The following is a 15,178-nucleotide window of genomic DNA, read 5'->3' on the forward strand; positions in this document are numbered from 1 at the left end:
TCGGCATTTTATAGTCAATAACAAAACGTGATGCTGCCGACTAAAACTGCTTTTTATTTGTAATAACGCGATCAAAACGGCGTTACTATACCACGAAAAGATTAAAAAAAATCACCTTGGAATTTAAAACAAAGTCAATTACGAGAAAAGATAAATTAAGAAAGAATATTAATCGTAAAACACAAATTTATTTTGCATATTTTGAGCAGAAAAATGTGACGGGGTAGGCTTTATTTTCCGTGAGTTTGTGGCTGTTCCAAATTTTGCAAAATATAAATTTTGCGCGTTTGGTTCCAAGTGATTAGGGTTTTAAATTAAGGATATATGTAGAGTATTAACTCTATATTGAGATTTCGTTTCATTTGTTGATCGTTAATTTTCGCAAATCGTTAAGTAGTGGTATGATGAGTCGCATCGACCCTTAGAAATCAATATTGGATAAAAACAGAATGGTCATTAAGGCTAAAAGCCCTGCGGGTTTCGCAGAAAAATACATAATCGAGAGCATTTGGAACGGCCGTTTTCCGCCTGGCTCAATATTACCCGCTGAACGTGAGCTATCTGAACTTATTGGTGTTACCCGTACGACTTTACGTGAAGTGCTTCAGCGCCTTGCGCGCGACGGTTGGTTGACCATCCAGCACGGTAAGCCAACTAAAGTGAACCAATTCATGGAGACGTCAGGTCTGCATATTTTGGATACACTGATGACGCTTGATGTTGATAACGCAACGAACATTGTGGAAGATTTGCTTGCTGCACGTACTAACATCAGCCCAATCTTTATGCGTTACGCGTTTAAAGCGAATAAAGAGGCGTCTGAGCGTACTATTCAAAATGTTATCGACTCATGTGAAGCGCTAGTTAAAGCACCTTCATGGGATGACTTTATTGCAGCATCTCCATACGCAGACAAAATTCTGCAAAGTGTGAAAGAAGACAACGAGAAGGATGAAGCGAAGCGTCAGGAAATTCTGATTGCTAAGACGTTTAACTTCTACGACTACATGCTGTTCCAACGCTTGGCGTTCCACTCAGGCAACCAGATCTACGGTTTGATTTTTAATGGCTTGAGAAAACTATACGACCGTGTAGGTAGTTACTACTTCTCAAACCCTGCATCACGTGATTTAGCACTGCGCTTCTACCGCCAGCTTCTAGAAACCTGTGAAACAGGCCAGCGTGAGCAACTTCCAGTGGTGATTCGTCATTACGGTATGGAAAGTGCGCAAATCTGGAATGAGATGAAACAACAGCTGCCAACGAACTTTACAGAAGACGACAGCTAATCGATTGTTGAAGTCCAACGATTTCATATAAAAACCGCAGGTATCACCCTGCGGTTTTTTTTGTGTTTGCTTTTCCGAAGCTCGATTTAGGCTAAGGACAGTCTGGGTAATGGTAGGTAAAGGGTCTCAATGATGTCTGATAGCATCTGGTCATAGGTATTGAACACAGTAAGGGACAAGTCAGAGGTAATGTCGTACAACTCCTCTTCACTCAGGGACAATACTTCACCTTCTATATATTCATTTAGGGATTGAATCGACCTAGCAGACATCGGAGAGGCAACGCTCAAGGGGCTAATTACTGCCAATTGATTGAGCCTTCTAATCATTACCGAGGCGTAATTTCTCATCCGTTCAGGCCCACCTCTGTCTTGCATGTCTTGAATGCTGATACGGAGCTGTGTCAGCGTTTCTAAGCTATCAATCACGGTTTGCCAGTTCATATGGTACTCGTCATGTAACTCGTCTCTTTGGGCAATAGCGAGCCATGCGATGGTAACTTCATCCATCAAGAACAAACTATGACGGATCAGTTTGCCATGTTCCATCTGATTCCGCGCTACCGTGTTGTCCTGCCATTGCTCCATCAACTTATCGATTTTGATTTGCAGCACGCGATACATGGGTTTGTTCTCAAAGCGAGAAGTTTCCACGAGCTGATGCAGTTTATAACCTAACTCCTGATGAATTTGCTCTATCTCTTTTTCATGATGTTGTTGGTATTGGATAGAGTAGTGGGTCACCGCTCGGTGACGGCGCAGTAGGTGAACCACATCGCGTAATAAGGTGAGCAATTGATATTTGCGAGCATGTTGCTTTTCTCGCTTCGCAGCCAAGTGATAGATCCCTGCCAGAATGGCAATTGAGATCAAAGTAGAAATCAAAACAAACATAACCAACTCCTTGTTAGTGCTTTTGACCTAGCAACGATGAAGGAGCAGTTTTGATGCCAACAATTAAAGCAAATTAAAACAATGACTTACTATTGGTTAGAAAAAGAAGCTGTACGAATTTGGTGCGTAATCTCCCCAAAAGTGTGAATTTGGTCAAAAAAAATCCCCGCCGAATCGGGCAGGGATTTTTTAATTTCGTCGCGAAGTAACGAATTACATTACACGCATACCTGGTTGAGCACCTTCGTGTGGCTCAAGAATCCATAGATCGCTACCACCAGGGCCAGCAGCTAGGATCATGCCTTCAGACATACCAAACTTCATCTTACGTGGTTTTAGATTCGCTACCATTACAGTTAGCTTGCCTTCTAGCTCTTCAGGTTTGTACGCTGACTTGATGCCAGAGAACACCTGACGAGTTTCACCGCCGATGTCTAGTTGGAACTTAAGCAGTTTGTTTGCTTTTGGCACTTCTTCACATGAGATGATGCGAGCAATACGCATATCAACCGCTGCGAAAGCATCGAACTCAATCTCTTCAGCGATTGGATCTTTATCTAGCTCAGTTTGGCTAGCTTTGTTCTTTTCTGCTTCCGCTTTCTCTTTTGCTGCCATTTCTGCCGCAGCGTCTTCTTTCGATGCTTCGATCATCGCTTCGATGTTCTTAGGATCGATACGGTTGAACAGTGCTTTGAACTTAGTGATCTCGTGACCAGTCAGTGGTGCAGCAATGCCTTCCCAAGTTAGCTCTTCGTTTAGGAATGCTTCAGTACGCGCTGCTAGTGCAGGCATAACTGGTTTCAGGTAAGTCATTAGAACGCGGAACAGGTTAATACCTACAGAACAAATTTCTTGTAGTTCCTGATCTTTACCTTCTTCTTTTGCAACAACCCAAGGTGCTTTTTCGTCAACGTATTGGTTTGCTTTGTCTGCTAGTGCTGTGATTTCACGGATCGCACGGCCAAACTCACGAGTCTCGTAAAGCTCTGCGATACGGTCTGCTGCTGCAACGAATTCGTTGTATAGCTCAGGCTCTGCAAAGTTTTCAGCCAGCTTGCCTTCAAAACGTTTAGAGATGAAGCCAGCGTTACGAGAAGCTAGGTTAACAATCTTGTTTACTACGTCAGCGTTAACACGTTGAGTGAAGTCTTCAAGGTTAAGATCTAGGTCGTCGATACGGCTGTTTAGTTTTGCCGCGTAGTAGTAACGCAGACACTCTGGATCTAGGTGATTCAGGTATGTGCTTGCCTTAACAAACGTGCCTTTAGATTTAGACATCTTCGCGCCGTTTACCGTTACGTAGCCGTGTACGAATACGTTGTTTGGCTTACGGAAACCGCTGCCTTCTAGCATTGCTGGCCAGAATAGAGAGTGGAAGTAAACGATGTCTTTACCGATGAAGTGGTAAAGCTCAGTTGTGCTGTCTTTCTTCCAGTATTCGTCGAAGTCTAGACCTTCAGTTTTGTCACATAGGTTCTTGAAAGAAGCCATGTAACCAACCGGTGCATCTAGCCATACGTAGAAGAATTTGTTCTTTTCGCCAGGGATTTCGAAGCCGAAGTAAGGTGCATCGCGCGAGATATCCCACTGTTGCAAACCAGATTCGAACCACTCTTGCATCTTGTTAGCCGTTTCAGATTGTAGAGAACCTGAACGAGTCCACTCTTTTAGCATGCTTTCGAACTGAGGTAGGTCGAAGAAAAAGTGCTCAGAGTCTTTCATTACTGGAGTTGCGCCAGATACTGCTGATTTCGGGTTAATCAGTTCAGTTGGGCTGTACGTCTCACCACAGTTATCACAGTTGTCGCCGTATTGATCTTCCGACTTACACTTAGGACAAGTACCTTTTACGAAACGATCCGGTAGGAACATTTCTTTCTCAGGGTCGAACAGTTGAGAAATCGTGCGGCTAGAGATAAAACCGTTTTTCTTCAGCTCAAGGTAGATGTGAGAAGCCAGTTCGCGGTTCTCTTCTGAGTGTGTGCTGTGGTAGTTATCAAAGCTAATATCAAAGCCAGCGAAGTCTTTTTGATGCTCTTCGCTCACTGCAGCGATCATCTCTTCTGGCGTAATACCCATCTGTTGTGCTTTTAGCATGATTGGCGTGCCGTGAGCATCGTCAGCACAGATGAAGTTTACAGTGTTGCCACGTAGGCGTTGGTAGCGAACCCAGATGTCAGCTTGAATGTGCTCAAGCATGTGACCTAGGTGAATCGAACCATTAGCGTACGGAAGGGCACAAGTTACCAGCAGTTTTCTTGGATCGTTTGCCATACTTAATAATCGCTTTTTGATAGGTATAAAAAATAGAGACTAATACTACCCCATGAGTTCCCTAACGCCAAGGCATCAAACCATGGATTGCCTTAGTTTTTTTGGGGTTCTGAATCTCGCCGCTGGGTGCTACGATTAGATGCATAAAGGAGGCCTCATGCATCAGTTCACTTCAAAACAAGATTTTTGTCATTGGCTTAACCAGTTTCAACATCCACAGTTGGTGGAAAACTGGGCTGATATTAATGGTATGGTTGCGATCCCCGCGCAAGGTGGCATTCAAATTACCTTACCGTTTGCGAGCAACGAACTCCAAGTGGCGTTGAGCAGTTGGATTAAAGGGCAGCAGTCATCGGGTGATGTTCCAGCGTTTGATTTTCAAATCGAACTGAATATCAAAGCGCTTGAGACGCAAGTAACCAATGCCGTCAAAGGCGTGAAAAATATTATCGCAGTTAGCTCAGCAAAGGGAGGCGTTGGTAAATCGACAACCGCGGTTAACCTTGCTTTAGCCATTGCACAGTCGGGTGCGAAAGTTGGCTTGTTAGATGCTGATATCTATGGCCCATCGGTTCCTATGATGCTAGGTCAAGAAGACGCAAAGCCTGAAGTTCGTGACGCTAAATGGATGGAGCCAATTTTTGCTCATGGCATCTATACTCATTCTATCGGTTACTTGGTGGATAAATCGGAAGCGGCTATTTGGCGTGGCCCTATGGCTTCTAAAGCGTTATCACAACTGCTAACCGAAACGGATTGGCCGGAGCTTGATTATCTGGTTATCGATATGCCGCCGGGTACGGGTGACATTCAGCTAACGTTGTCACAGCAGATTCCAGTAACAGGTACTGTCCTTGTTACTACACCACAAGATCTTGCGTTAGCGGATGCACGTAAAGGCGCGGCTATGTTCCATAAAGTCAACGTGCCAGTTGTTGGCGTTGTTGAGAACATGAGTTACCACATTTGTAGTCAGTGTGGAGCGGTTGAGCATATTTTCGGTACTGGTGGTGCAGAGAAAATGTCACAAGAATTTGGCTTGGCGCTGCTTGGGCAAATTCCGCTTCATGTCTCTATGCGAGAAGATATCGATGCCGGTATCCCAACAGTGGCGAGACGCCCTGATAGTGAGCATGCGGGCTACTACAAACAGCTTGCTGACCGAGTTTGTGGCACCATGTATTGGCAAGGTAAAGCAAAACCGGATGCAATCAGTTTTACTATGGTGAACTGAGTTTAATATCAACGCTGGTTGAATATTGCACATTTAAACGTTTGCTCGGAGGTTAATCCTCTGAGCTGACAGAAACTTATAACGAAACCCTAATTCCAGCTAGTCACGAGGGGGTGAACTCCCTATAATCAGGCAGTTTATCTTTTTATGTGACTAGAAAATCATCATCGGGTGCAAATTAATGTCTGATAATAATCAATGCGTCATCGTCGGTATTGCTGGCGCTTCTGCTTCGGGAAAAAGTCTGATCGCGAGCACAATTTACAATGAGCTTCGCGAGAAAGTGGGCGATCATCAAATCGGTGTCATCACGGAAGATTGCTACTACAACGACCAAAGCAACCTAAGCATGGAAGAGCGTGTAAAGACTAACTACGATCACCCGAGCGCGTTGGACCACGACCTACTCTGTGAACACCTAGAGAAATTGGTGCGTGGAGAAGCTGTAGAAGTTCCAGAATACAGCTACACAGAGCACACTCGTACAAGCAACACCACTCCAATGACCCCTAAAAAGGTAATCATTCTTGAAGGTATCTTGCTGTTAACCGATCCTCGTCTACGTGACCTAATGCACGCGACAGTATTTATGGATACACCGTTGGACATCTGTCTACTACGCCGTGTTAAGCGTGACGTTGAAGAACGTGGTCGTACTATGGAGTCTGTTCTTAAGCAATACCAACAGACTGTTCGTCCGATGTTTATGCAGTTTATCGAACCTTCTAAGCAATACGCGGATATCATCGTTCCTCGCGGTGGTAAAAACCGTATCGCAATCGACGTTCTTAAAGCGCACATTGCAAAACTTCTGAAAGCTTAAGCCTTTAGACGGCTATATCGCTTTATTTTTGTATGAAGAAGTGGCACCTTAGGTGCCACTTCTTTTTTTGTTTTTAAATTAGTCAGTTGCAACGGAAAACCGGACATTTTTCACGCTTTTGTGGAACTGTCGGCGATAAAACAAGTCTGCGCTTATAATTGTAAAAACACTCGAGCAAGGAAAAAGCGAATGAAGAAACTGCTCTTAATCATTGCCATCCCAATTGTGGCGATCTTGGCTGTTATTTTAGGGTTAGTGATTTTTGTCAATCCAAACCAGTTTAAACCACTTATTGTGGAGCAAGCGCAAAAGCAAACCGGTTTGGAATTAGTCATTGAAGGGGACATTAGTTGGCAGTTTTTCCCATCGATTGGTTTCGAATTGGGTCGTACTGAGCTAAGAAACCCACAAGGTTTTAGTCAGCCAAATCTATTTAAAGTTGAAACGGTTGGTGTTGATGTCTCGGTTACCCCGCTATTAAGCAAACAGCTAGAAATTGGTAACGTCACCCTTGATGGTGCAGAGTTCTATCTTGAAACACTGAAAGATGGCACCAAGAACATTGATGCATTAACCAAAGCACAAACTCAACAAGCAGAACAAACGACGGATGCAGCACCAGAGCAAGCCGCAGACTCACAAAGCGCTGCTTCTGATTGGACGATCAATCTCGCTGGTGTCAGCATCTCAAATGGCTATGTTGAAATCCAAGATAAACAAGCCGGAAGTTACACCAAGCTTTCTGATATCTCACTAAACCTTTCTCAGTTTGCTTTCGATAACTGGACAACCGCAGACTTTGGCGTGAAAGGTGAGATGAATGAGCAAACCTTCACCGCGCAAGGTAAAGCGGACTTCAAATTGGCAAAAGGCCTTGCAAGCTACGCTTTGAAAAACATCAACTTCGATGCAACCTATTCAGATGCGACAAACAAGATTGAATCAGCAACGATTGGTTTGGAAACGTTTGAATTCGATAAAGTAAACAACCTAAGCTATGCATTGAAAGGCGAAGCTGGTGGTATGAAGTTGGATATGCAGGGTGGCGGTGAATTAACGGTCGATAAAGCCATCAGCAAAGTGCAGCTGAACAAGTTGACGCTCAACTCAACTTTTGAGGGGGATGCGCTGCCGCAATCACCAATGAAAGTGGATATGGCTTCGGATCTTTCGTTCGACCTAACTAAGAGCCACCTGAGCTTTGTGTTGGAGAAGCTGACGGCGAACGCCATCGCACTAGATGGTAAAGCGGATGTCACTCTGGGTGATATTCCGAAAGTACGTTTTGTAGTGCATAGTCCTAATATCGATTTGGATGAATTCCTAGGCTTGAATAATCAAGCGTCTGCGGGTGATAAACCAGCATCGGGTGGTAGCAAAGCACCAGCAGCAGGGCCAGAAGTTGAACCAGACTTATCAGCACTAAAAACGCTTGATGTGAAGGGTGATATTACGATTGATAAGTTCAAAGCAGCGAACGCGAAGATGGAAGCGGTAAAAGCAAGCTTCTCTGTTAATCGTGGTGTATTTGATCTTATTTCATTCAGCTCTAAGTTGTACCAAGGCACGATCACCGCAACAGCCAAATTGGATGCGCGTAAATCGCCAGCCACTTACTCTGCGAAGAAATCTATCAAAGGCGTGCAAGTCCAACCGTTACTTGTTGATGTAGCAAATAACGACATGCTAGAGGGCACAGGTAACATTGATGTGAACGTCAGTGGTAAGAGCCTAACGCCAACAGGCATCAAGAAAAATCTAACAGGCACGGTTGTGATTAACTTTGCGGATGGCGCTGTTAATGGCATTAACGTCGCTCAGCTTATCCGTGAAAACTACGCGCGATTCAAAGGCCAGAGCGTAGATGGCACTGATGAAGTCAAGAAAACGGACTTCAGCGCGATGACAGCGACCTTGAAGTTGAACAAAGGTGTGGTTTCTACCGATAACATGAAAGCGCAGTCTCCACTTCTTCGCATTCGTGGTAAAGGTCAAGCGAACTACCTAAACGAAACGGTCGACTTTACCATCAGCACCTCGATTGTAGGTTCACTGGAAGGTCAGGGCGGTAAGAATATCGATGAGCTTAAAGACATCACTATTCCTATCAACGTTTCTGGCAAATGGGCTGAGCCTAAATTTAAGTTGGTCTTTGACGATGTGTTGAAGCAAAAAGCACAGAAAGAAATTGATCGTGGCGTAGAGAAGCTAACGGACAAGATCAAAGATGAGAAGACCAAAGAGGCCGTTGATGGTCTATTGAAAGGCTTGTTCAATTAACAACGGTCTAAATCCAAAAGAGAAAGGGTTGGCAATACGCCAACCCTTTTTATTACTTATTACACGATGAATAGATTACCAATCCACACCTTTTAACGCTTTTACGCCGGATTCAAAAGCGTGTTTGACGTTCTTTACTTCCGATACGGTATCGGCCATTTCAATCAGAGTGCGGTGTGCTCCGCGGCCAGTGATCACGACAGACTGCATTTTAGGGCGGTTGTTTAGGGCTTCTACGACCTCATCCAAGTCGATGTAACCATAGCTCACCATGTACGTCAGTTCATCAAACAAGACGACATCAATTGATTCATCGCCAAGCATGCGTTTACATTCCTGCCATACCAACTGTGCTGCTTCGGTATCTGCGCTTTTGTTTTGCGTTTCCCAAGTAAAGCCTGTTGCCATTACTTGAAACTCAACGCCGAGTTTTTCGAGTAGGTTGCGCTCACCATTATCCCATGTGCCTTTGATAAATTGAGCAACGGAACACTTCAATCCATGACCCACTGCGCGAGCAATCGTGCCGAAACCTGAAGTCGATTTGCCTTTACCATTGCCGGTTATGATCAGCAGTAGGCCCTTCTCTTCTTGGGCGGCCGCGATTTTTGCGTCTACCTGTTCCTTTACTTTTTGTTGGCGAGCCTTATGGCGTGCTTCTTTGTTTTCTTCGATAGACATAGTACTTCCTCAACTCCGTTGTGTGCTTTGCCCGTGCTAACTTGGGTTCATCGAATTATCTCGCTATGATAGACCAACATATCGTGAAGAAAAACCATCGATAATTCAGGGAATAAAATGAAGAAACTACTCGTTGTTTGTATGGGAAATATTTGCCGTTCGCCAACTGGTGAAGCGGTATTAAGAGCAAAAGCTAAAGAGTTGGGTATTTCAGTGGAAGTGGACTCGGCAGGAACGATTGGTTACCACGCCGGAAATCCGCCTGATGCACGCTCCATGCAAGCAGGAAAGCAACGAGGTTATTCGTTCAAAGGGATGCGCTCTCGTAAGGTAACGATAGGGGACTTCGATGAATTTGATATGGTGTTAGCGGCAGATAAAGCGAATCTTGCCGATCTATTGGATATTTGCCCGGTAGAGCATCGCCATAAAGTGTCGTTATTTTTAAGTCATGGTGATTCTGACTATGACGAGATCCCAGACCCATACTATGGCGGTGATGCAGGTTTTGAATTGGTACTGGATTTGATTGAAGACGCGTCGGAAACGATTTTAAAGAAGCTTTAGTCAAATAGTTTGGATAGGGCGAAGAGCCCGAAAGCTGGATAGTAAAAGGGATGAGTCATGCTCATCCCTTTTTAGTTTTATTAGCCAGCAAGTATGTCAGTCGCAACCTTGTAGCTTGGGTCTTCTTTCACGTTGATTTCAACCAAGCTGCCTGCTTTGTCTAGTAGCTTACGACAATCTGGGCTCAAGTGACGTAGGTGAAGCGTTTTACCTAGTGCAGCGTAACGTTCAGCCAGTGTTTCGATCGCTTCGATTGCAGAGTGGTCTGTTACACGAGAGTCCGCGAAATCGACGATAATGTCTTTTGGATCGTCGTGTGCGTTGAACAACTCTAAAAAGTTAGCCGCAGAACCAAAGAAGATAGGACCGTGGATCTTGTACTCTTTTGAGCCTTCTTCATTTAGGCGTGTGTCAGCGTAGATGTGTTTAGCGTGTTGCCATGCGAACATAAGTGCAGAGGCAATAACACCAACCGCTACAGCAACTGCTAGGTCAGTCAGAACCGTCACTACCGTTACTAGAACGATTACGAAGAAATCTTGTTTAGGTACACGACGTGCAAGTTTGAACGTTGCCCATTCGAACGTACCGATAACCACCATGAACATCACACCAACAAGCGCAGCAAGTGGAATCATCTCAATCAGAGAAGATGCAAACAGGATGAACATCAGAAGTGCAATAGCTGCAACGATACCGGATAGACGGCCACGACCACCTGAGTTTACGTTGATCATTGACTGACCAATCATCGCACAACCACCCATTGCACCAAACACTGAACATGTCATGTTTGCCATACCTTGACCGATACATTCACGGTTTGATTGACCACGAGTGTTGGTCATTTCATCTAGTACCGTTAGCGTCAGTAGAGACTCAATCAGACCGATAGCTGCCAGAATGATTGCGTAAGGCAAGATGATCTGCAGAGTTTCAAGAGTGAAAGGAACCGCTGGAATTGAGAAGGTCGGAAGAGAGCCCGCCAAAGTCGCTGCTTCGTCGCCAGACATAGTACGTAGGAAATCAACTACCGTACGTGTTTCTAGGTCTAAACCAACCACTAGAGCTGTTACTGTTACGATCGCAACCAGTGAAGATGGCACAGCTGTGGTGATTTTTGGTAAGAAGTGAATGATACCCATTGTTAGCGCAACTAGGCCAAGCATTAACAGCATTTGGTCTTGTGGTAGCCAAGTCAGCATGCCGTTGATGTCTGGCGCTTTAAACTGACCTAACTGAGCTAGGAAGATAACGATAGCCAGACCGTTTACAAAACCGATCATTACTGGATGAGGTACGATTCGAATGAATTTACCCAGCTTGAATAGACCCGCTGCGACTTGAAGAATACCGGCTAACATGATAGCCGCGAATAGGTACTGAACGCCGTGAGTCGCAACTAACGACACCATTACAACAGCCATAGCGCCCGTTGCACCAGAAATCATACCTGGACGACCACCGAAGATAGAGGTGATAAGACCGACGATAAAGGCTGCGTACAGACCAACCATAGGGTCTACACCAGCAACGAATGCAAATGCTACAGCTTCAGGAACCAGTGCTAGCGCAACCGTAAGACCTGATAGCACATCGTTTTTTACGGAGTGCTTAGAAAATTGAGGAAATTCGAACATGTTTTGTATTGAGTTCTCTTGGCGATGAATTTCTCCCGACACATATTCGTATTTGCACGAGCGCTGAAGGGTAAAGTGTCTTCACTTTTATCAGCACAAACAGTAGTAAAAAAAGAGCAGCAGCAGAATGGTGTCGAAAACTTAAGTCGGCGAATGCTACCGAAAAGTGTGATTAAGTTCAACAATGAAGGGGATATTGACGCACAAATGTGATCAGTCGTTGATATTAATATGAACAATTATACTTAACACTAACAGCAACAAAAAAGGCTGCCAATTGGCAGCCTTTCGTTTCACTCTCGCATTCGCGAGGCCAAATTCTAGCTTAGCTAAAGTTTGGTTTTGTCATTTGTGCTGATGCACGGTTTGTTGCAACTTGACTACCTGCGCCTTTTGGAGCGTAGCGGTCTGCTTTAAACGGCGCTGCTGAAACCGTGATTTCACGAAGCTCTTGAGGACCTGGTGCTTTAGTCATCGGAGCGCTAGCGCGTGGCTTAGCTGCTACTTTGATAACTTCTGCTTTAGGAGCTGGTGTAGCGATTGGTGCTTCTACTGCAACTTGCTCTACAGTGTCTTCTACCACTTCAACCACTGGCTCTTGAGCTGCTTCGGTAACTTCAACGACAGGTGCTTCAACCGGTTCAATGATTGGCTCTACTGGCGCTGCTTCTACTGCTGCAGGTTCCGCTTTTTGTACTTCGACTGTTTCAACAACTGGTGCTTCTACAGCAGGCGTTTCTACAGCTGGAGCTTCAACTTTCGCTTCTACTGGCTGTTGAACTTTTGGTTCAACCACTGGCGCTTCAACTACTGCAGGTTGCTCGCGGCGAATGATCACTTTGCCCATTGCCATTTCTGGACAAGCAAAACCACCTTGCATTGCCGGTACAGATGTCGCTGCTACTGCCACTTCTTCCTTCACTCGCTCTTCCTTTTTAGGTGCTGGTTTTGGAATGTAGCGTGGCATCACTTTACCCATAGCCATCTCAGGAGAGGCTACACCACCTTTGCGTAGGCGGAATGGGTTAGGGCGACGATCGCGACCACGACGACGACGTTGACCACTTGCACGTAGGTGACGTGGTGAACGACGGTTGCGGCGTTGTTTCGATTCAGCTTTGTCTTGTTGCGCTTCTGCTGCCGCCTCTACTGGCTTCTCAACAGGTGCTTCAACCGCTTCAATTGCTTGTACTGCTGTTTCCTGTTCAGCTTGCTCAGCCGCTTGCTGGTCTTTCACACGTACAGATTTGTTTAGTTTGCGACGTTGACGACGCTCTTTCACTTTTTCTGCTTTTGCGTTTGGCTTCGCTTTGCTTTCTTCAGGCTTCGCTTCTGAACCAGTGCGTGCTTCAGCAGCCAGCTGCAGGCCTTTTTCCGCTACTTTAGCATTTGCTTTTGGCTCTTGTGCTTTTTCAGCTTGTTGAGCTTTTGGCTTACGCTTCTGGTTACGGTTTTGCTGCTTGTTAGGTTGCTGCTGCGCTTCGTTCTGCTCAGTCGCTTGCTCTTCACGTGGCTTACGACGACGCTTGTTGTCGCGGTTGTCACGACCTTCGCGATTATCGCGTTGGTTGTTGTTACGACGACGGTCGTTGCGGTCACGTTTGTTGCGTTTGTTATCGCGGCTTGGTTTCTTCTCTTCTTCTTTCTTAGGCTCTTCTTTTACTTCTTCAGAACCACCGAATAGGAAACTACCAATCGCTTTAAATAGACGACTAAATAGACCAGGCTTTTCTTCTTGAACCACTTCTTTCTTCTTCGCTGCCGGAGCAGGCTTAGAAGTCGCGCTAGGAGCTGGCGCAGTTTGAGCTGGTGCAGCGAAACCTTTTAGAACTGGTTCTTCAATACGTTTAGGTTTGATGTCAGCTTCTGCAGGCTCTTTGCCTTCTGCTTCTTTCATTGCTTCCAGTTTCTTAGGAAGTAGGTAAGAAAGCAGATCGAACTCTTCACCTTCACGTACGCGAATCACTTCGAAGTGTGGTGTTTCCATATCAGAGTTAGGAACAACCGTGATTTTCACTTCTTGGATGCGTTCAATGTGGTTCACTGAGCGACGTTTTTCGTTCAGAAGGTAAGATGCAATCGGAACAGGTACTACGGCAAGAACTTGCGCCGTGTTGTCTTTTAGTGCTTCTTCTTCAATTAAACGAAGAACAGACAGAGCTAGAGATTCATTATCACGAACAACACCTGTACCACTACAACGAGGACAGATATGGTGGCTTGCTTCTGCTAGAGAAGGGCTCAAACGCTGGCGTGACATTTCTAGAAGACCAAAGCGAGAAATGCGACCGATCTGAACGCGAGCACGGTCTAAACGAACGGCTTCACGTAGACGGTTTTCTACTTCACGTTGGTGACGAACTGGCGTCATATCGATAAAGTCGATAACAACCAAGCCACCAAGGTCACGTAGACGCAATTGACGAGCGATTTCGTCTGCTGCTTCTAGGTTAGTGTTAAGAGCCGTTTCTTCGATATCGCCGCCTTTTGTTGCGCGAGCAGAGTTGATATCGATAGAAGTTAGAGCTTCTGTTGGGTCGATTACGATAGAACCGCCTGATGGTAGGCGCACTTCACGTTGGAAAGCGGATTCAATTTGGCTTTCGATTTGGTAGTGGCTAAATAGCGGTACTTCGCCTTCGTATTTTTTAACGCGGCTGATGAAATCTGGGCGTACCAATTGAATGTGCTCTCGTGCACGCTCATAGATGGTGTTGCTGTCGATTAGGATTTCACCGATATCACGACGTAGGTAGTCACGGATCGCACGAACGATTACGTTACTTTCTTGGTGGATTAGGAAAGGAGCAGGATTAGAATCTGCCGCGCCCTTAATCGCACCCCAGTGGTTAAGTAGTACGTTCAAGTCCCACTCAAGTTCTTCTGCACTCTTACCTACGCCAGCAGTACGTACGATTAGACCCATACCTTGCGGCAGTTCTAGCGTGCTTAAAGCGGCTTTTAGTTGAGTGCGCTCATCACCTTCGATACGACGTGAAATACCGCCGGCACGAGGGTTATTAGGCATAAGAACAAGATAGCTACCCGCAAGAGAGATGAAAGTAGTAAGAGCTGCGCCCTTGCTACCACGTTCTTCCTTTTCCACTTGTACGATTACTTCTTGACCTTCAGTCAGCACTTCTTTAATACTTGGGCGACCTTGGTAAGTGTAACCTTCTGGGAAGTATTCGCGGGCAATTTCTTTAAGAGGGAGGAAACCGTGACGCTCAGCACCGTAATCAACAAATGCGGCTTCTAAGCTTGGTTCGATACGTGTGATACGTCCTTTGTAGATATTCGCTTTTTTAGATTCATGACCTGGACTCTCGATATCAAGATCGAAAAGTCGCTGGCCATCAACCAGAGCGACACGCAACTCTTCTTTTTGAGTTGCGTTAATTAACATTCTTTTCATTGAAAATTTCTCGTTGTCTTTTCTTTATATTTCTTTGCAACTTGTCACTTTTGTTTCGCTCTTTCACGGTGCCTGATCCCAT

The 15,178-nt window shown here is 45.3% G+C and carries 10 protein-coding genes; 5 read left to right on the forward strand and 5 right to left on the reverse strand.

All coding sequences use genetic code 11. The features are described 5' to 3' along the window. The first annotated feature begins 449 nt into the window (after positions 1-449). A complete protein-coding gene (fadR, locus tag A9237_RS13720) occupies positions 450-1,289 on the forward strand; it encodes a fatty acid metabolism transcriptional regulator FadR (protein WP_005439619.1) in 840 nt (279 codons plus the stop codon). An 86-nt stretch (positions 1,290-1,375) separates the two neighbouring features. Here the strand turns inward: fadR and A9237_RS13725 are convergent, their stop codons facing one another. Both A9237_RS13725 and metG read right to left on the reverse strand, forming a co-directional pair. Beyond that, entirely contained in the window at positions 1,376-2,182 is an 807-nt protein-coding gene (locus A9237_RS13725; protein ID WP_009707260.1) for a hypothetical protein, read from the reverse strand. 213 nt (positions 2,183-2,395) lie between these two features. Further along, the gene (gene metG / locus A9237_RS13730) at positions 2,396-4,456 is read right to left on the reverse strand and encodes a methionine--tRNA ligase (protein WP_005439615.1); all 2,061 of its coding nucleotides are present in this window, start codon (positions 4,454-4,456) and stop codon (positions 2,396-2,398) included. Between the two features lie 157 nt (positions 4,457-4,613). On the opposite strand from metG, the gene apbC reads away from it, so the two are divergent. The 3 genes from apbC (at position 4,614) to A9237_RS13745 (ending at position 8,793) form a co-directional block, all read left to right on the forward strand. Continuing rightward, positions 4,614-5,690 (forward strand): iron-sulfur cluster carrier protein ApbC, encoded by a 1,077-nt coding sequence (gene apbC / locus A9237_RS13735; RefSeq protein WP_078608378.1) that lies wholly within the window; start codon positions 4,614-4,616, stop codon positions 5,688-5,690. 181 nt (positions 5,691-5,871) lie between these two features. Then, a complete protein-coding gene (gene udk, locus A9237_RS13740) occupies positions 5,872-6,513 on the forward strand; it encodes a uridine kinase (RefSeq protein WP_005439612.1) in 642 nt (213 codons plus the stop codon). A gap of 189 nt (positions 6,514-6,702) precedes the next feature. Then, entirely contained in the window at positions 6,703-8,793 is a 2,091-nt protein-coding gene (locus A9237_RS13745; protein ID WP_078608379.1) for an AsmA family protein, read from the forward strand. Positions 8,794-8,868: 75 nt separating this feature from the next. On the opposite strand, the gene cobO is transcribed toward A9237_RS13745, so the two are convergent. After that, entirely contained in the window at positions 8,869-9,474 is a 606-nt protein-coding gene (cobO, locus tag A9237_RS13750) for a cob(I)yrinic acid a,c-diamide adenosyltransferase (RefSeq protein WP_038896040.1), read from the reverse strand. Positions 9,475-9,591: 117 nt separating this feature from the next. On the opposite strand from cobO, the gene A9237_RS13755 reads away from it, so the two are divergent. Further along, positions 9,592-10,041, forward strand: a complete 450-nt coding sequence (locus tag A9237_RS13755) for a low molecular weight protein-tyrosine-phosphatase (RefSeq protein WP_039987834.1) — start codon at positions 9,592-9,594, stop codon at positions 10,039-10,041. 80 nt (positions 10,042-10,121) lie between these two features. Here the strand turns inward: A9237_RS13755 and A9237_RS13760 are convergent, their stop codons facing one another. Together A9237_RS13760 and rne are read right to left on the reverse strand one after the other, a co-directional pair. Beyond that, positions 10,122-11,681: a SulP family inorganic anion transporter gene (locus A9237_RS13760; RefSeq protein WP_005439600.1), complete on the reverse strand. Its 1,560-nt coding sequence runs from the start codon at positions 11,679-11,681 to the stop codon at positions 10,122-10,124. 325 nt (positions 11,682-12,006) lie between these two features. Beyond that, on the reverse strand, positions 12,007-15,096 hold the full coding sequence (gene rne / locus A9237_RS13770) for a ribonuclease E (protein WP_078608380.1): 3,090 nt from the start codon (positions 15,094-15,096) through the stop codon (positions 12,007-12,009). Positions 15,097-15,178 lie beyond the last annotated feature (82 nt).

Origin of the sequence: Vibrio owensii, assembly GCF_002021755.1 — a bacterium.
In the GTDB taxonomy this organism is placed as follows: domain Bacteria; phylum Pseudomonadota; class Gammaproteobacteria; order Enterobacterales; family Vibrionaceae; genus Vibrio; species Vibrio owensii.